A 17,060-nucleotide genomic window follows, 5' to 3' on the forward strand; every position below is an offset into this window, starting at 1 on the left:
CGTCTACATATGTTGCCATTAAAAAAATACTTGCAACATATGTTAACTACCGAGTGTCGACACGCCGCACGACGGCGTTTTCCGCTCATCCATTCATCATAGATCCGTACCGGACACCATTTTCAAAACCGTACAGGTACTGTACCGGGACCTATCGCTAGAATGAGCTTCACCGTTTCTGTTGGCGACACCGGAGCCCATCCCTCATGTCTTTCGTCACTTTCAGCGCGCTGCCCGCCGGCATTCTGTTCGCGCTCGTCACCTCGATCACGCCCGGTCCGAACAACACGATGCTGCTCGCATCGGGCGTCAATTTCGGCTTTCGCCGCACGCTCCCGCATCTGTCCGGCATCAGCGTCGGTGTGGTGCTGTTGATGTTGTCGGTCGGCGTGGGCCTCGGCGAAGCGTTCGTGCACTTTCCCGTGCTGTACACGGTGCTCGAAGTCGTCAGCGTCGCTTATCTGCTGTATCTCGCGTGGAAAATCGGCACGTCGGGCGAGCTGAAGCTCAGGAACGGCGAACGGCGCCCGATGCGCTTTCATGAAGCAATCGCGTTTCAGTGGGTCAATCCGAAGGCGTGGATGATGGTGCTGACCGCCGCGACGACGATTCATCTGAGCAACAGCTTCGGCATGAACGCCGTTGCAATGGCCGCGGTGTTCTATGTGATCGGCTTTCCGTGCATCTGCGTGTGGGCTCGTTTCGGCACGGCGATGCGCGAGGTGCTGTCGAACCCGAAACGGCTGCGCATCTTCAACGTCGCGATGGCGCTGCTGCTCGTGGGATCGTTGTATCCGATCGCGCTGAAGCTGTTCGGGCACGGCGGCTGAGCGTCCGACGCGCCGCCGCGTCTACCATGCCCCCTGCCCGACCCTCTCGATGAAGCGCCACAACGCGTCATCGGTCGAATACGGCGCGTTGAAGCGGAACCACGCGCTCGGCGCGTCGTCGGGACGGAAGTAGGAGCCCGGCGCGAGCCAGATGCCGTGCGCGAGCGCGGCGGTCGCGACCTCGGCGGCGTGCTCCGCTTCAATCGGCAGACGCGCGAGCATGAAGAGCCCCGCGCGCGGCCGATGAAACACCTCGAGCCCGAGCGCGTCGAGCCGTTCTTCGAGTGCCACGTGCGCGAGCTTCAGCCGCTCGTTGACCATCTCGACATGGCGCGCGTAACGCCCTTCCACCAGCACCTTGTCGACGATCCGCTCGATCGTTTCCGACGACGTCAGCCCCACCGCCATCTTCGTGCGCGCGAGCTCGCGCAGCACCGCCTGCTCGGCCACCACGTAGCCGCAGCGCAGCGACGGCGTCACCGTCTTCGAAAAGCCGCCGACGTGCAGCACGCGCTGCAAGCCTTCCATCGCCGCCAGCAACGGCGCGCCGGCCGGCGCGAGTTCGCGGCTCACGTCGTCCTCGATCACCCAGATGCGTTCGCGCTCGGCGATCTGCAGCAAGCGGAACGCGGCCGACATGCCGAAGGTCGCGCCGGTCGGATTCTGCAGCGTGGTGTTGACGAAGATCGCCTTCGGCTTGTGCCGCGCGACCAGCGTTTCGAGAACCTCAGTATCGACGCCGGCCGGCGTGCGCGGCACGCCATGCACGACCAGCCCGGCGAGCTTCAGGATCTGCAGCAGGTTGCAGTAGCCGGGGTCCTCGACGATGACCGCATCGCCTGCGCGCAGCAGCGTGCGCACGATCAGATCGAGTCCCTGCGTCGCGCCCTGCGTGAGCAGCACGTTCGCGACGTCGACCGGCAGCCCGCGCCGATCGAGTTGTTCGGCGATGCGTTCGCGCAGCGGCGCGAAGCCGTACGGATGGCCGTAGTCGCCGAGACGCGCGGCCGGCACCCGGCTCAGCGCACGCAGCGAGTGCTGCAGGCCGCTCTCGTTGGTCCATTCGCTCGGCAGCCAGCCGCAGCCCGCCTTGATCGGCACCGAGTGATCGGCGAACACGTCGGACAGCAGCCATGTCGCGGTCAGGCTCGGCGGCGTCCAATCGGCGACAGCCGCGCGCGCGGACGGCGAGCGCGCCGCGACCCGATAGCCGGAGCCGCGCCGCGCGACCACGAGCCCCATCGACACGAGCCGGTTGTACGCCTCGGTCACCGTGAAGGTGCTCAGCGCGTGGCTTTGCGCAAGCTGCCGCACCGACGGCAGCAGCGCGCCGGCGCGCAGCGATTGCGCATCGATCGCGCGCGCGAAGCCTTGCACGACCTGTTCGACGAGCGTCGGCGCCGCACGCCGGTCGCGTTGAAGGTCCAGTTCGATCATGTTTTGGGCGAAAAACCAGAGGCAAATAGACCAAGCGCGGACCGCCCGCCTACCGGGACAGTTCGCGCGAATCCACCAGCACAGTTGGCACCACACTTTGTCAACTGTTTATGCCGCCATTAAACCGCGAGGACTACAGTTTGGCTACGCTTAAAGCCCCCAACCGACACCCACTTCGAGGAGATGCCATGACTTCGCGCCCCGTCATAGACGATCTGTCGTCCTTCTGGATGCCCTTCACCGCCAACCGCCAGTTCAAGGCCGCGCCGCGCCTGCTGGAATCGGCGAAGGGCATGTACTACCGAAGCACCGACGGGCGCGAGATTCTGGACGGCTGCGCGGGACTGTGGTGCGTGAACGCGGGCCACAGCCGCGATGAAATCGTCGCCGCGATCACGCAGCAGTTGTCGACGCTCGACTTCGCGCCGACCTTCCAGATGGGCCACCCGCTCGCGTTCGAAGCGGCGGCCAAGGTTGCCGAGCTGATGCCGGAAGGACTCGACCGCATTTTCTTCACGAACTCGGGCTCCGAATCGGTCGACACAGCGCTGAAGATCGCGCTCGCCTATCATCGCGCGCGCGGCGAAGCTCAGCGCACGCGTCTGATCGGCCGCGAGCGCGGCTATCACGGCGTCGGCTTCGGCGGCATTTCGGTCGGCGGCATCGCACCGAATCGCAAGACGTTCTCGGGCGCGCTGCTGCCGGCGGTCGATCATCTGCCGCACACGCACAACCTCGAACACAACGCGTTCGCGAAGGGCCAGCCCGCATGGGGCGCGCATCTGGCCGAGGAATTGGAACGCATCGTCGCGCTGCACGACGCTTCGACGATCGCCGCGGTGATCGTCGAACCGGTGGCCGGCTCGACCGGCGTGCTGATTCCGCCGCAAGGCTATCTGCAGAAGCTGCGCGAGATCTGCACGAAGCACGGCATCCTGCTGATCTTCGACGAGGTGATCACCGGCTTTGGCCGTCTCGGCAACGCGACCGCGAGCGAACACTTCGGCGTCACGCCGGACCTGATCACCTTGGCGAAGGCGATCAACAACGCGTCGATTCCGATGGGTGCGGTCGCTGCGAGCCGCACGATCCATGACACGGTCGTCGGCAGCGGCGCGCCGGGCGCGATCGAGCTGTTCCACGGCTACACGTACTCGGCGCATCCGGCCGCGGCCGCGGCCGCGATCGCGACGCTCGACCTGTACCGCCGCGACCAGCTGTTCGAGCGCGCGGCCAGCCTCGCGCCGACGTTCGAAGCCGCCGCGCATGGGCTGGGCGGCGCGAAGCATGTGAAGGACGTGCGCAATCTCGGCCTCGTCGCGGGCATCGAACTGGAATCGCGCGACGGCGCGCCGGGCGCGCGCGCTTATGAGGCGTTCGTCAAATGCTTCGAGGCGGGCGTGCTGATCCGCTTCACCGGTGACATCCTCGCGTTCTCGCCGCCGCTGATCATCGACGAAGAGCAAATCGCGCGGCTCTTCGGCACGGTTGGCGAGGTGCTGGCGACGGTGCAGTAAGAAGGCGGGCAAGCCCGCCAGCGGGCGACAACAACAGAGCGGCGGCACGCGCATGCGTGCCGCCGCTCTTTTCCATTGCCGCCGCTTTGCGAGCCGCAAAGCTCAGTGATGCGCGCGCGCCGCCCGCGTTTGCGCGGCCTTCTTCGCGGCAGCGGAGCGTCCAGCCGCGCCTTTGGTCGCCGCGGCCTTCTTGGCTGCGGCCGAGCGGCTCGCGGCAGGCCGCTTGGCCGCCGCCGACTTCGCCTGCTTCGACATCGCCGCCGACGACGCCCCGGCCTTGCTCTCGCGCTTGAGCACGCTCTCCGACACACGCGAGCGTTTAGCGCTCGACTCCTTGCTCGCGCTTTTCTTCGCGGCGCCGACGTGCTTGCCCGCGGCGCTGTCCTTTTGCGCTTTCTTGCGGGTCGCCTCGCTCGTGGCGCCCTTCATCGGCGGCTTCAGGTCGACGCCGGCGCGCCGCGCCTCGGACAGCCCGATCGCGATCGCCTGCTTCGGCGAGCGCACGCCGTGCTTGCCGGCGCGGACCTTGTCCACCTGCTCCTTGACGAACTCTCCCGCTTGGGTACTCGCTGATTTGCCCGCGCGTTTATCGGCCGCGGCACGCTTCAAGGTTTTCTGCTCTGGCATGACGGTTCTCCGGTTGTGGGTGAGCCTTTATGGTTCAGCAACGAGCGTGCCGCAACGCCCATCCGCGCCCTGGTCCGGCGGCAGTTACGGGCGGGACTCGCGTGCGTGGGCGGGACGGCGTATGGTTGTGGACATGGGACGGGAGTCAGCGCCGAGGCGCCGACTCAAATCGACCGCTTGCACGGAGACAGCCATGAAGATAGTTACGGTTCGCGCTGGCGCACATATCGAGGGCGTGCACTGGATCGCCGAGTACGTCGAAGACGTCCACGAAATTCGCGTGTTTCGCGAGGGGCAAGAAGTGGACGTGCACAACGCGCCGTCCACCCTGTTCGGCGATGAAGAAAACGCGGGCTCGAAAAACACCGCCGATCATCGCGCGATGGAAGCGGCCGTGCTCGCTTATCTGAAGCGCTTCGTCATGGAGCACGACGCGGAAGAGTAGGTTTCACCGGCGGCAGAAGCCGCTGCTGAAGCGCCTTTACCAACACTCACGCGGCTATCGCGCGGCAGTCACGACGGACCGCCGCGCGCCGCGTCCTCAATCCGCCGGCCGCAGTTTTTTCACCTCGGCGTCCGATGGCTGCACGCTCGCGCCATCCACATAGCGGTGCGACGTCATCACACCCTTGCCGTCCTTCACGCCGGTCACGCCGACATACGCGCCCATCGTCGACTGATTGTCCTGCGCGCGGTACGTGATCGGACCGAACGGCGTCTGCACGTTGAGCCCCTTGAACGCGGCGGCGAGTTTGTCCGCATCGGTCGAACCCGCCTTCTTGATGCCGTCCGCGATCGACATCAGCGCCGAATAGCCGACCACCGAACCCAACCGCGGATAGTCGTGATATTTGGCCCGATACGCGTCGACGAACTGCTTGTTCGCGGCGGTATCGATCGAGTACCACGGGTAGCCGGTGACGATCCAGCCGGTCGGCGCTTCGGCGCCGAGCGGATCGAGGTAGTCGGGTTCGCCGGTCAAGAGCGACACCACCGCGCGATCCTTGAAGAGCCCGCGCGTATTGCCCTCGCGCACGAACTTGCCGAGGTCGGCGGCGAACAGCACGTTGAAGATCGCGTCCGGCTTCGCGTCCGCGATCGCCTGGGTCACGGCGCCCGCGTCGACGTTGCCGAGCGGCGTCGCCTGTTCGACGACGAACTGCACGTCCGGCTGCGCGGCCGTCAGCAGCTTCTTGAAGGTCGCCACCGCCGATTGCCCGTACTCGTAGTTCGGATACACGATTGCCCAGCGCTTCTTTTTCAGCTTCGCGGCCTCGGGCACCAGCATCGCGACCTGCATATAGGTCGAAGGACGCAGACGGTACGTGTATTTGTTGCCATCGGCCCAGACGATCTTGTCGGTCAGCGGTTCGGCGGCGAGGAAGAAGATCTTCTTCTGCTTCGCGAAGTCGGCGAGCGCGAGGCCCGTGTTCGACAGGAAGCCGCCGAACAGCAGCTGCACCTGCTCACGCGCGATCAGTTCCTGCGCGACACGGATCGTGTCGCCGGGGTTGCCGCCGTCGTCGCGCGAAATCACTTCGAGCTGCTTGCCGAGCACGCCGCCCGCCGCGTTCACCTGCTCGAGCGCGAGATTCCAGCCTTGCTTGTAAGGCCCGAGAAAGGCGGGCTGCGCCTTGTAGCTATTGATTTCGCCGATCTTGATGGTCTGCTGGGCGCTCGCGCCGAGCGCGGCAAACGAGCACACGGTCGACACCATGAGGCGAGAGATCCATCCTGCACGCGTGGTCATGCGTTACTCCGTAATCAAAAAGGAATGGTGGGTTTTTGTCAGACGTGCGAACGGGCGGACGGGCAAGCGCGCGGACCTGCGCAGCTGCCGCGGCGGCTCATTGCTCGCGCGGTTCCGCGCGGATTCTGGCCACGTTCGCGGCGACGTCCCGCCATGCCGGCTCGCCGCCCGCGAACTGCGCAACTATCGTGGTAAGCCGGCATCGTACCGAGTTCGGGCCGCGCAGGCGAGCCGATACCCGTCGAGAGTCACGCGAATCAGGTTGTCCGGCGCCGCGCGGTCGCCAATCGCCGGCGCCATCGGCCTATCCTTCCGCCGACATTACCGGATGAATTCACACGCTCAGATAAGCGCGCTTCACTGCTTCGTTCCGTGCGAGCTCGCCGATCGTGCCGCTGAAACGGATTTGCCCTTTTTCGAGCACATACCCGCGGTCGCTGACCAACTCGGCGAAGTGCAGATTCTGTTCCGACAGCAGAATGGATAGCCCTTCGCGCTTCAGTTCGAGAATCATGTTCGCCATCTGCTCGACGATCACCGGCGCGACGCCTTCGGAAGGTTCGTCGAGCAACACCAGATACGGATTGCCCATCAGCGTGCGTGACACGGTCAGCATCTGCTGCTCGCCGCCGCTCATCTGGCTGGCGGGGCGCTTCGGCATTTCGCCGAGATTCGGAAACAGGCGGAACAGCTTTTCTGGCGTCCATTGCGGCGCGCCGTCGCGCGGCGGCTGGCGGCCGGTGTCGAGGTTCTCCATCACCGACAGATCCGCGAACACGCGGCGGTCCTCGGGCACGAAGCCGACGCCCATGCGCGCGATCTTGTACGGCGCAAGCGCACTGATGTTCTGGCCGCGAAACGTGACTTCGCCGTGGCGGTGCGGCAGCAGTCCCATCACCGCTTTCATCGTCGTCGATTTGCCGGCGCCGTTGCGGCCCATCAGCGCGACCACTTCGCCACGGCCGACCTCGAGGTCGACGTCGAACAGGATGTGCGCGCGGCCGTAGAACGCATTGAGGCCGGAGACTTTCAGCATCGGTTCGCTCATTGCTGCGCTCCCCGGCCATTCTGCGCATTGCCGTCCGCGTCCTGCAGCGCCGCGTGCGGCCGGAACATCTTGCCCGTGCCGAAATAGACTTCCTGCACGCACGGGTCGTTGCGGATCGTATCGCCGTCGCCTTCGGCGATCAGCTTGCCGCGCGCGAGCACGATCATCCGGTCGGCGTGTGCGAATACGACGTCCATGCTGTGCTCGGTAAACAACACGCCGATCCTGTGTTCGGTCACCAAACGCCTGGTCAACGCCATCAATTCGTTGCGCTCCTTCGGCGCCATGCCGGCGGTCGGTTCGTCCATCAACAGCAGCTTCGGCCGGTTCGCGAGCGCGATCGCGAGTTCGACGCGCTTCACGTCGCCATACGCGAGCACCCCGCACGCGCGTTTTGCGTGCTCGCTCATGCCGACCTGTTCGAGCAGCGCGAACGCTTCGTCGGCATAGCGCGAGCCCGCTGGTTTCCAGAGACCGAAGGTCTTTTTTTCGCGCGACACCAGCGCCATTTGCACGTTTTCAAGCACGGTCATCGAGTTGAACGTCGCGGCGATCTGGAATGTGCGGCCGACGCCGCGCCGCCAGATATCGCGCGGCCGCATGCCGACGAGTTCATGACCGTCGAGCAGGATCGATCCCGACGACGGCTGCAACTGACCGTTGACCATGTTGAAACAGGTCGATTTGCCCGCGCCGTTGGGGCCGAGCAGCGCCAGCAGTTGACCGGCTTCGAGTTCGAATGAAACGTCATCGACGGCCTTCAGTCCTCCGAACGATCGCGACAGACCGCTCACGCGCAGCAGGCTCATAGGCCGTCCTTGACCGCGGCGGTCCGTTGCGATGGCGACGCGGCGCCGCCGTCGGACTTATCGGCCTGATCGTCGTTCGTGTCGCCGAAACGCTCGCGAATGAAGCCGACGATTCCCTGCGGAAACGCGATCACCAGCAGCAGGATCGCGAAGCCGAGCAGCGCCTGCCAGTAGTCGGTCTGTCGCGCGACCGTGTCCTGCAGCCACGTGAACACGGCCGCGCCGACGATCGGCCCGCTCAAGGTCTGCAAGCCGCCGAGCAGCACCATCACGAGGCCATCGACCGAGCGGCTCACGCTGATCACTTCGGGCGAGATATTGCCCTTCGAAAACGCGTACAGCGATCCGGCGAGTCCGCAGAACAACGCCGCGATCACGAACGACGCCCACTGCACGCGCTGCACGTCGATGCCGATCGCCTCGGCGCGCAGCGCGGAATCGCGCGACGCGCGCATCGCGTAGCCGAGCGGCGAGAACAGCATGCGGCGCAACAGCCCCACGCCGAGCACCGCGCACGCTAGCGTCAGGTAGTAGAACGCGACCGGCGACGACAGCCAGTTCGACGGCCATAGTCCGAGTATGCCGTTGCTGCCGCCCGTCACGTCGTCCCACTGAAACACGACCGACCAGACGATCTGCGCGAACGCGAGCGTCAGCATCGCCAGATAGACGCCGGACAGGCGCACGCAGAACCAGCCGAACACGAGCGCGCCGACCACCGCGAGCAGCGGCCCGAGCAGCAACGTGGCTTCCATCGGCAGATTCAGCACTTTGAGAAACAGCGCCGCGCCGTATGCACCGAGTCCGAAGTACGCGGCATGGCCGAACGAATGCAGACCGCCCGGGCCCATGATGAAATGCAGACTCGTCGCGAACAGCACCGCGATCAGGATTTCGACGAGCAGCACGGGCATATACGGAAACGCGTTGGCCGCGAGCGGCGCCAGAACGAGCACTAGCAACACGACGGCGGCGAGCCACTTCAGACGCTTGCCCGCGGGACGCAATGGCGCTTCCGGCGCACCCATCGCGCGCACCGCGGCACTTGCGCGGCCAAGCAGCCCCCAAGGCCGCACCACCAGCACGACCGCCATCACGACGAATTCGGCCACCAGTGTAAAGCGGCTCAGCGACAGACCGATGCCGAAGATCGTCACATGACCGATGCCAATGCACAGCGCCTTGATCTCGGCGATCAGCAACGCCGCGATGAACGCGCCGGGAATCGAACCCATGCCGCCGACCACGACGACCACGAACGCATTGCCGATCGTCTCCAGATCGAGCGACAGGTTCGCCGACATGCGCGGCCCTTGCAGCGCGCCGCCCAGTCCCGCCAGAAACGCGCCGATGAAGAACACGCCGGTAAACAGCCATGCCTGATTGATGCCGAGCGCGTCGAGCATCTCGCGATCCTGCGTCGCGGCGCGCACCAGCGTGCCCCAACGCGTGCGCGTCAACGCGTACCACAGCAGCAGCAAGACGACGGGACCGATCACGATCAGTGCGATGTCGTAAGTGGGCAGCGGATGGCCGAGAAAGTCGACCGCGCCCGCGAGATGCGGCGCGCGCGGACCGAACAGGTCGTCGGGGCCCCAAAGCCAGAGCGCGGCGTCGCGAAAGATCAGCACGAGCGCAAAGGTGGCGAGCAGATGGAACAGCTCGGGCGCCTGATAGATCCGCCGCAGCACCACGATTTCGACGAGCGCGCCCAGCACCGCGACCGCGAGCGCGGCCGCCAGCACCGACAGCCAGAAGCCGCCCGCGGTCTGGCCAAAGCGGCTCGCGATGCTGTACGCGACGTAGATGCCGAACATATAGAACGAGCCATGCGCAAAGTTGACGATGCGCGTCACGCCGAAGATCAACGACAAACCGGCGGCGACCAGAAACAGCGTCGACGCGTCGGCGAGTCCATTGACCAGTTGTACCAGCAGATTCGAAAGCATCGTGACCCTCGGCGGTTCGCCGAACGGCGCGCGCAACATGCGCTGCGGCCCGATCGACGGACGTTGCAGCGCGGGCGGCACCATGCGCGCCCGCGTCAAAGGCAGCACACTACCAGCGAAATAACCCGCGCAACAAGCGAAGGGCGTCCTTGTGGGCGAGCGGCACGTCGCTCGCGGTGCCGAGAGTGCCGATCTTCTTCGCCGACGGCACCGGAGCCGCGCCTTTCTCGGCCGCCGCGCGCAGCGGCGCGCCGAGCTCCGGATGCAGGATCGCGGCCGCATGTTCGAGCTCGCCCGCCTCGCCGATGATCACCAACTTGCCGTAGCTTTGCGCCTCGCTGGGCGCGATGCCGATTGCTTCGACGCAGCGCTTGCCGAGCAGCGCGCAGAGTTCCTCGCCGGCTTCGATTAGCGCGTCGAGCTTCGCCTCGTAGCGTCCCGCATACGCATTATCGATCATCGCAATCGCGACCGCACGGCATGCGGGCGGCTCGACGGTCTGGCTGAACGACCAGCTTACGAAGCCTGATCGCCATCTCCGCTCTGCGAGGTTGGTTGCATTGCCGTTTGCCGTGAGTTGGTGCGCACCGCTTCAGTTTCAGCGCAAGCCATCCTTGCCGACGACCGCCCCCCTTCGCGAGGCCGCCCACCCGCGCATGCACGCGCTGCCCGTGCTCATCTCGAGGATGTAGACGATCTCCATATCGGGATGCAGATCAAACTGACGCATATCTTAAAAATTGTGTGCAACCAGTTGGTCTGATTTAATCGTTGGTTCGTACAACCAATGAGAAAAAGACGATGGTATGGATTTACAAGCATGAGAGCCACTTGTTGTATCACGACGACAAATTAATCACAGATAAGGGATATTCCGGCAAGGGAGAGCACAAGAATAAGCACAGTAGCCAGTATGTCCGCGACCAGGGACCAATCCCCGTTGGCCTGTATGAAATTACCGCACCATTTCCGCACCCTAAAACTGGACCGCATTCCATGCGGCTCAACCCCGTTGCGGGAACCAGCCTGGGCGGGCGCGACGGCTTCATGATCCACGGCGACAGCATGAAGGAACCCGGCAACGCGTCGAATGGATGTATCGTTCTGCACCTCCCATACCGCAAGCAGATCTGGAACAGTGGCGACAGAATGCTTAGTGTGGAACATTCATGAAACACATTTTTGCAGTCCTGCTGCTATCCCTTCCCGCGCTGTGCCTGGCGCAAGGCAGACCGAACCCGCCATGCGACAGGTGGCCGACCAACATCGCCGAAAACAGCCTGAAAGACGCAGGCATGATTGGCAGTATCGACTATACGAAAACCCAAGCCGTGCAACTGGCGTCCGAGAAAATTGGAAAATCGGAGGATGGCGAACAGTTGTGGCGTGAGGTCTATCACATCACCTTCCACGAAAAAAACGGAAACAAGGTCAAGGTGATTACTGTGGACGACGCTGGCGAATTTGAATGCTCGATGAGTTCCGTAGAGGTCTTTGTCGTTTCGAAGCATTTGTTGCCAAGAGCCGAGAACGACAGAATGTTCAAGCAGATAGAGTGAGGCCCTTTGAATCCATGAAACACGCTTTTGCAGTCCTGCTGCTATCTTTTCCCGGGTTATGCCTGGCGGAAACCGGCCCATACCCCCCATGCGGCGACCGATTTCCGGCCTATGTGGCCCAGATGGCGGTGAGAAAAACAGACATCCTCTCCTTGGATTTCGATGCTACGAAAACAAAAGCGGTGCGACTGGCGTCCGAAAAGATCGGTAAATATGAAGATGGCGAACAAAAGTGGCGCGGGATCTATCAGATCACCTTTGAGGAGCGAAATGGAAATAAGATCAAGCTGGTTGCTGTGTATGAGATAGGCGAACTGGAGTGCACGATTACTGACGAACAGTTTCTTATCGTTTCGAAACAGTTGCAGCGTGTCAGCGGGGACACTCGGTACAGGCAGATCGAGTGATCCTCGCCAGTTCAGACGCGGACCCGCTTCGCGCGGGTTTTTTTACATTGAGCAAGGATTCGGCCTTGCGTCTTTATACTTAGTTCAGTCCGTCAACTTTAAAAAATGGAGGCATGCGTGGGCGCTCTTTCCATTTGGCACTGGCTGGTGTTTGTTCTTGTTGTCGTTATCGCGGAGATAATCCCGCTATGGCTGATCCTGAAGAAGGCGGGATATGCGGGAGCCTGGTCGCTGCTTGCCTTCATTCCGGTGGTGAACGTCGTTCTACTGTGGTTCATTGCCTTGGCCCGCTGGCCTGCATTGAACTCGAGACAGTCCTGACCTGTCGCGTCCGGTCTGAATGTGCAGATGCCGGCAAGCGTCATAGCGACGACCGCCGCATAAAAAAACGCGCGACGGAAATATCCGTCGCGCGTTTGCTGATTGGCTCTGAAAACTACGAGCGCGCGGTCTTTACGACTTCGCCGCCGCGGCCGCCGCATCGTCCTCGCGGAACAGCTTGTCGGCCAGGTGGAACGCTGAGTTGGCCGCCGGCACGCCGACATAAATCGCGGTCTGTAGCAGCACTTCCTTGATCTGTTCGCGCGTCACGCCGTTGTTCTTCGCGGCGCGCAGGTGCAGTGCGAGTTCTTCGCTGCGATTCAACGCAACCATCATCGCGATCGTCAGCAGGCTGCGCGTATGACGCGGCAGACCTTCACGCGTCCAGATCTCGCCCCACGCATAGCGCGTGATCAGGTTCTGGAACTCCTCGGTCAGCTCGGTGCGGTTCGCGAGCGAACGGTCGACGTGCGCGTTGCCCAGCACCGCGCGACGTACGCCCATTCCGGCTTCATAACGGTCTTCGTCGTTCATTTTGCCTCCGTCAGGAAGTCGAGCACGGTCTTCGTGAACTCGTCGACCTTTTCGATGTTGGAAATATGCGAAGCGTCGAGCTCGACGTAGCGTGCACCCGGAATCGACTGTGCGAGTTCGCGGCCCTGCGCGGGCGTGGCGGCGAGGTCGTGCGTGCCGCTGATCACGAGCGTCGGCAGCTTGATGCCCGGCGTTTCGGGACGCAGATCGGCCGCGTCGATCGCGTCGCAGTTCGATGCATAGCCTTCCTTGTCGGTATGCACGAACACGTCGCGGATCATCGCGAGCACGACCGGCTCACGCTCGATGAAGTCTGCCGTGAACCAGCGCGGCAGCACCGCGCCGGCGAGTGCGAGCATGCCTTCCGAGCGCGCCTTCGCGGCGCGCGGCACCCAGACTTCCGGCGAGCCGATGCGCGCGGCCGTATTGCACAGCACGACGCGCTCGAAGCGGTCGCCGTGACGCGCGGCGAGCCCGATGCCGGTCAGGCCGCCCATCGAAATGCCGCAGAAATTCGCACGCGCGATCTTCAGCGTATCCATCAGACCGAGCACGTCGCCGGTCAGTTGCTCGATCGTGTACGGCCCCTTCGGCGCTTCAGAATGGCCGTGACCGCGCGTATCGTAGCGCAGCACACGGAAGTGCTTCGACAACGCCGCGACCTGCGGCGTCCACATGGACATATCGCAGCCGAGCGAATTCGACAGCACGAGCCACGGCGCGTGGCCGTGACGGTCGCCGTCGATGCGATAGTGAAGCTCGGTGCCGTTGACTGCGGCGTAGGGCATGCCGGTTACTCCTTGGAATGGGCGCGCTGCGCGCGCGTGGTGTGAAGCGTCAGCGCGGCGTCGACATATGCGTGCGCCTGGCCGACGTATTGAGCGGGATCGAGCAGCTGCTTCAGGCGCTCGATCGAAAGATGTTCGGTGACGGCCGCGTCGGCGGCAAGCACGTCGTACATCGTCTTGCCGTCGCGGATCGCCGCCTTCGACGCGCGCTCGACCAGATGATGCGCGTCGAGCCGGCCGATGGCATCGCCGAGCGCGAGCATCACCGCTTCGCCCAGGATCAGCCCGTGCGTGACGTCGAGATTCTTCGCGAGTCGCGGCACGTTCACGTTCAAGCCGGACGCGATCTGTTCGATGTTCGCGAGCGCGCCGCCCGCGAGACGCGCGAGATCCGGCAGCGCGTCCCATTCGGCTTGCCAGCCGCCGAGCGCGCGTTCGTGCTCCTGCACCATGCCGGCGAACACGGTTGCGACGAGGCCGGGCGCGCGCGTCGCGGCCGTCAGCACCGCCGCGCAACCGACCGGGTTGCGCTTGTGCGGCATCGTCGACGATCCGCCCTTGCCGGCCGCGGCCGGTTCGGCGAGCTCGTCGATTTCGGTTTGCATCTGCAGCGACACATCGCGCGCGATCTTGCCGAGCGTGCCGATCAGCATGCCGAACAGCGACGCCGTCTCGGCGATGCAATCGCGCTGCGTATGCCACGGCAAGGTCGGCAACGCGAGCCCGAGATCCTTGGCGAGCGACTGCGTGACCTGCGGCGCCGCCTCGCGCAGACTCGCGAGCGTGCCGGCCGCGCCGCCGAATTGCAGCACCAGCACGCGCTCTCGCAGCGCATTGAGCCTATCGCGATGTCGCAGCAGCGCGTCGAGCCATTGCGCGAACTTCAGACCCAGCGTGATCGGCAGCGCCTGTTGCAGCCATGTGCGGCCGATCATCGGCGTCGCGCGATGGGTGGCCGCGAGTTTCGCGATCGCGTCGCAGGTGGCTTGCAGGCCGCTGTCGAGCAGGTCGAAGGTGTCGCGCAGTTGCAGCACCGTCGCGGTGTCGATGATGTCCTGGCTCGTCGCGCCCCAATGCACGTATTTGCCCGCTTCGGCGTCCGCGGCTTTGACGAGTGCGGTCAGTTGCTTGACGAGCGGAATCGCGAGGTTGCCGCCGAGCGCGGCGTCGCGTGCGAGCGCGTCGGCGTCGAGTTGGTCGGCCTGGCAGGCCGCTTCGATCGCGGGGACGGCGGATTCGGGAATGACTTTGTGCGCGGCGGAGGCGCGCGCGAGTGCGGCTTCGACGTCGAGCATTCGCTGCAGCGTGGCACGCGGCGCCCAGATGTCGTTCATCGGCTGTGTGCCGCAAAGAAGGCCAGTCAGACGGGCGCTGGAGTCGAGCATGGTGACGACGATGTTTGAGGGAATCGGAAGTGAAGAAACGGCGCGGCGCGGCGGGTCGAAGCAGAAACCGCGGTGGACCGGCGCTTGTAGTGCGCTCGTGCCATACGTATGCCGCACTTTGTGCTGCGTATTGTGCGCCAAACGCGGGCAGGCTGTCGCTGAAGTTGCCAGGCCAGCGCTGACGAAGAGTTTGCCTAGTCAGCGCTGGCCCGTTCGTGCAATGCTGCCTTCAGACGAGGCGCCATCGATGCGGCCGCAAGGCAGGCCGCCGCCGCGACGCCTCAGCCACGCATCAGGCCGCGCGTGCGGTCTGGGTGCCGTCGGTCATCGGCACGCCGGTCAGCTTCAGCAGTTCGTCGAAGCCGATGTCCGTGAAAATCTCGCGCACGACGAGGCCTTCCTTCGTCACGTCGATCATCGCGAGGTCCGTATAGATACGGGTCACGCAGGCGATACCGGTGACCGGGTACGAGCACTCGGCGGTGATCTTGCTTTCGCCTTGCTTGGTCAGGTGCTCCATCATCACGTAGACCTGCTTCGCGCCGATCGCGAGGTCCATTGCACCGCCGACCGCCGGAATCGCGTCCGGTGCGCCGGTGTGCCAGTTCGCGAGGTCGCCCTTCGCCGATACCTGGAACGCGCCGAGCACGCAGAAGTCCAGATGGCCGCCGCGCATCATCGCGAACGAATCCGCGTGATGGAAGTAAGCGCCGCCCGTCAGCAGCGTGACGTGCTGTTTGCCGGCGTTGATCAGTTCGTCGTCTTCCTCGCCCTTCGCCGGTGCCGGGCCCATGCCGAGCAGACCGTTTTCGCTGTGCAGGAAGATTTCCTTGTCGGCGGCGAGGTGGTTCGCCACCAGCGTCGGCACGCCGATGCCGAGGTTCACGTAAGCGCCTTCAGGGATGTCCTGGGCAACGCGCTTGGCCATTTCATCGCGGGTCAGTTTCTTCATGTCGGTCTCCGGGTCAGGCAGCAGCGTCGTGAGGATTGGGCGTGGGGAGATGCGCCGCTTGCGGCACTTCGATCACGCGTTGCACGAAAATACCGGGCGTGACAATTTCTTCCGGATCGAGGCCGCCGAGCGGCACCACTTCCGACACCTGCACGATTGCGGTCTTCGCGGCGCTCGCCATGATCGGCCCGAAGTTACGCGCGGTCTTGCGATAGATCAGGTTGCCCCAGCGGTCGCCCTTGTACGCCTTGATCAGCGCGAAGTCCGCATGCAGCGGCGACTCGAGCACGTAGTGACGGCCGTCGATCAGGCGGGTTTCCTTGCCCTCGGCGAGCTTGGTGCCGTACGCGGTCGGCGTGAAGAAGCCGCCGATGCCCGCGCCCGCCGCGCGGATGCGCTCGGCGAGATTGCCTTGTGGCACGAGTTCCAGTTCGATTTCGCCGGCGCGATAGAGCGCGTCGAACACATACGAGTCGGTCTGGCGCGGGAACGAGCAGATGATCTTGCGCACGCGCTTGGCATTCAGCAGCGCCGCGAGGCCGATATCGCCGTTACCTGCGTTGTTGTTGACGATGGTCAGGTTGCGCGCGCCCTGTTCGATCAGCGCGTCGATCAGTTCGGACGGCATGCCGGCCGTGCCGAAGCCGCCGATCATGACGGTCGCGCCGTCGTGGACATCGGCGACCGCCGATTGAAGTGTCTCGAAAATCTTGTTGATCATGTCGAATTTCCTTTGGGGGCGCTACGTGCCGCTGGGCTGACAGTCCTCACCAACCAGGCTCGCGGCAAAGCTCGCGCGGAAACAGTCTCCGGGCATGCTGGCGACGGCTCGCGAGGGAGAGAGCGGGCTGGCGCCTTCGATTGATTCGCCGCTGAATTTTGTTCGTTACATGAACAGTGATTCGTTTAGCGAACGCTCCGGCGATTATGGTTGTCCTGTGGGCGGATTGTCAAGGCAGGGAAACCCCCTTCATCATAGGTCGCCGCACGCGGCGGCGAAGGTGCAGATTGCCCTCGTCGAGTGCTCGCCCTGCGCGCGAAAAAGCCGGCCGCGCAAAATCCCACTATGCTTATGGGCGATTTTTCAACTAGGCTCTATAGCGATACGGCATAGGCACCGCCTTGCCTCGCCCGCGCCGCGAGCCAT

At 64.2% G+C, this 17,060-nt stretch carries 19 protein-coding genes and 1 pseudogene; 7 read left to right on the top strand and 13 right to left on the bottom strand.

From position 1 onward, the window contains the following. Positions 1 to 206 precede the first annotated feature (206 nt). The gene (locus AB3X86_RS25110; protein ID WP_368598120.1) at positions 207 to 830 is read left to right on the top strand and encodes a LysE family translocator; all 624 of its coding nucleotides are present in this window, start codon (positions 207 to 209) and stop codon (positions 828 to 830) included. Positions 831 to 851: 21 nt separating this feature from the next. On the opposite strand, the gene AB3X86_RS25115 is transcribed toward AB3X86_RS25110, so the two are convergent. Beyond that, the gene (locus AB3X86_RS25115; RefSeq protein WP_368598121.1) at positions 852 to 2,267 is read right to left on the bottom strand and encodes a PLP-dependent aminotransferase family protein; all 1,416 of its coding nucleotides are present in this window, start codon (positions 2,265 to 2,267) and stop codon (positions 852 to 854) included. A gap of 188 nt (positions 2,268 to 2,455) precedes the next feature. Between AB3X86_RS25115 and AB3X86_RS25120 the strand changes: the two genes are divergently transcribed. After that, positions 2,456 to 3,784 carry an aspartate aminotransferase family protein gene (locus AB3X86_RS25120; protein WP_368598122.1) on the top strand — a complete coding sequence of 443 codons (1,329 nt, stop codon included), beginning with the start codon at positions 2,456 to 2,458 and terminating at the stop codon, positions 3,782 to 3,784. A 102-nt stretch (positions 3,785 to 3,886) separates the two neighbouring features. Here AB3X86_RS25120 and AB3X86_RS25125 read toward each other — a convergent pair whose 3' ends face one another. Further along, positions 3,887 to 4,411 (bottom strand): DUF6496 domain-containing protein, encoded by a 525-nt coding sequence (locus AB3X86_RS25125; RefSeq protein WP_368598123.1) that lies wholly within the window; start codon positions 4,409 to 4,411, stop codon positions 3,887 to 3,889. Positions 4,412 to 4,604: 193 nt separating this feature from the next. Here AB3X86_RS25125 and AB3X86_RS25130 point away from each other — a divergent pair, with 193 nt between their 5' ends. Continuing rightward, on the top strand, positions 4,605 to 4,856 hold the full coding sequence (locus AB3X86_RS25130) for a hypothetical protein (protein ID WP_176125892.1): 252 nt from the start codon (positions 4,605 to 4,607) through the stop codon (positions 4,854 to 4,856). Positions 4,857 to 4,952: 96 nt separating this feature from the next. Here the strand turns inward: AB3X86_RS25130 and AB3X86_RS25135 are convergent, their stop codons facing one another. From AB3X86_RS25135 to AB3X86_RS25160, 6 genes and pseudogenes are all read right to left on the bottom strand, one after another. Beyond that, a complete protein-coding gene (locus AB3X86_RS25135; protein ID WP_368598124.1) occupies positions 4,953 to 6,161 on the bottom strand; it encodes an ABC transporter substrate-binding protein in 1,209 nt (402 codons plus the stop codon). A gap of 334 nt (positions 6,162 to 6,495) precedes the next feature. After that, entirely contained in the window at positions 6,496 to 7,209 is a 714-nt protein-coding gene (locus AB3X86_RS25140) for an ABC transporter ATP-binding protein (protein ID WP_368598125.1), read from the bottom strand. Continuing rightward, entirely contained in the window at positions 7,206 to 8,018 is an 813-nt protein-coding gene (locus AB3X86_RS25145; RefSeq protein WP_368598126.1) for an ABC transporter ATP-binding protein, read from the bottom strand. The genes AB3X86_RS25140 and AB3X86_RS25145 overlap by 4 nt, the downstream gene beginning before the upstream one ends. Continuing rightward, positions 8,015 to 9,967: an ABC transporter permease gene (locus AB3X86_RS25150; protein ID WP_368598180.1), complete on the bottom strand. Its 1,953-nt coding sequence runs from the start codon at positions 9,965 to 9,967 to the stop codon at positions 8,015 to 8,017. Before AB3X86_RS25150 ends, AB3X86_RS25145 begins: the two co-directional genes overlap by 4 nt. A gap of 142 nt (positions 9,968 to 10,109) precedes the next feature. Beyond that, positions 10,110 to 10,503 (bottom strand): annotated as a pseudogene (locus AB3X86_RS25155) (amino acid synthesis family protein); the annotation flags it as partial. A gap of 62 nt (positions 10,504 to 10,565) precedes the next feature. After that, positions 10,566 to 10,697, bottom strand: coding sequence for a hypothetical protein (locus AB3X86_RS25160; RefSeq protein ID WP_368598127.1), 132 nt, complete (start codon positions 10,695 to 10,697; stop codon positions 10,566 to 10,568). Between the two features lie 71 nt (positions 10,698 to 10,768). Between AB3X86_RS25160 and AB3X86_RS25165 the strand changes: the two genes are divergently transcribed. From AB3X86_RS25165 to AB3X86_RS25180, 4 genes are all read left to right on the top strand, one after another. Continuing rightward, the gene (locus AB3X86_RS25165; RefSeq protein WP_368598128.1) at positions 10,769 to 11,140 is read left to right on the top strand and encodes a tlde1 domain-containing protein; all 372 of its coding nucleotides are present in this window, start codon (positions 10,769 to 10,771) and stop codon (positions 11,138 to 11,140) included. Beyond that, a complete protein-coding gene (locus AB3X86_RS25170) occupies positions 11,137 to 11,526 on the top strand; it encodes a hypothetical protein (protein WP_176106671.1) in 390 nt (129 codons plus the stop codon). Before AB3X86_RS25165 ends, AB3X86_RS25170 begins: the two co-directional genes overlap by 4 nt. Positions 11,527 to 11,540: 14 nt before the next feature. Continuing rightward, positions 11,541 to 11,933 carry a hypothetical protein gene (locus AB3X86_RS25175; protein WP_368598129.1) on the top strand — a complete coding sequence of 131 codons (393 nt, stop codon included), beginning with the start codon at positions 11,541 to 11,543 and terminating at the stop codon, positions 11,931 to 11,933. Positions 11,934 to 12,050: 117 nt separating this feature from the next. Beyond that, entirely contained in the window at positions 12,051 to 12,254 is a 204-nt protein-coding gene (locus tag AB3X86_RS25180) for a hypothetical protein (RefSeq protein ID WP_368598130.1), read from the top strand. Positions 12,255 to 12,386: 132 nt separating this feature from the next. Here AB3X86_RS25180 and pcaC read toward each other — a convergent pair whose 3' ends face one another. The 5 genes from pcaC to AB3X86_RS25205 form a co-directional block, all read right to left on the bottom strand. Beyond that, a complete protein-coding gene (gene pcaC / locus AB3X86_RS25185) occupies positions 12,387 to 12,788 on the bottom strand; it encodes a 4-carboxymuconolactone decarboxylase (RefSeq protein ID WP_013092338.1) in 402 nt (133 codons plus the stop codon). Then, positions 12,785 to 13,576, bottom strand: a complete 792-nt coding sequence (gene pcaD / locus AB3X86_RS25190; protein ID WP_176106675.1) for a 3-oxoadipate enol-lactonase — start codon at positions 13,574 to 13,576, stop codon at positions 12,785 to 12,787. The genes pcaC and pcaD overlap by 4 nt, the downstream gene beginning before the upstream one ends. A 5-nt stretch (positions 13,577 to 13,581) precedes the next feature. Then, positions 13,582 to 14,961, bottom strand: coding sequence for a 3-carboxy-cis,cis-muconate cycloisomerase (locus tag AB3X86_RS25195; protein WP_368598131.1), 1,380 nt, complete (start codon positions 14,959 to 14,961; stop codon positions 13,582 to 13,584). Positions 14,962 to 15,253: 292 nt separating this feature from the next. Next, positions 15,254 to 15,913, bottom strand: a complete 660-nt coding sequence (locus AB3X86_RS25200; protein ID WP_368598132.1) for a 3-oxoacid CoA-transferase subunit B — start codon at positions 15,911 to 15,913, stop codon at positions 15,254 to 15,256. A 13-nt stretch (positions 15,914 to 15,926) separates the two neighbouring features. Beyond that, the gene (locus AB3X86_RS25205; protein WP_368598133.1) at positions 15,927 to 16,634 is read right to left on the bottom strand and encodes a 3-oxoacid CoA-transferase subunit A; all 708 of its coding nucleotides are present in this window, start codon (positions 16,632 to 16,634) and stop codon (positions 15,927 to 15,929) included. Positions 16,635 to 17,060 lie beyond the last annotated feature (426 nt).

The organism is Paraburkholderia sp. BR14374 (genome assembly GCF_040948685.1).
GTDB lineage: Bacteria > Pseudomonadota > Gammaproteobacteria > Burkholderiales > Burkholderiaceae > Paraburkholderia > Paraburkholderia youngii.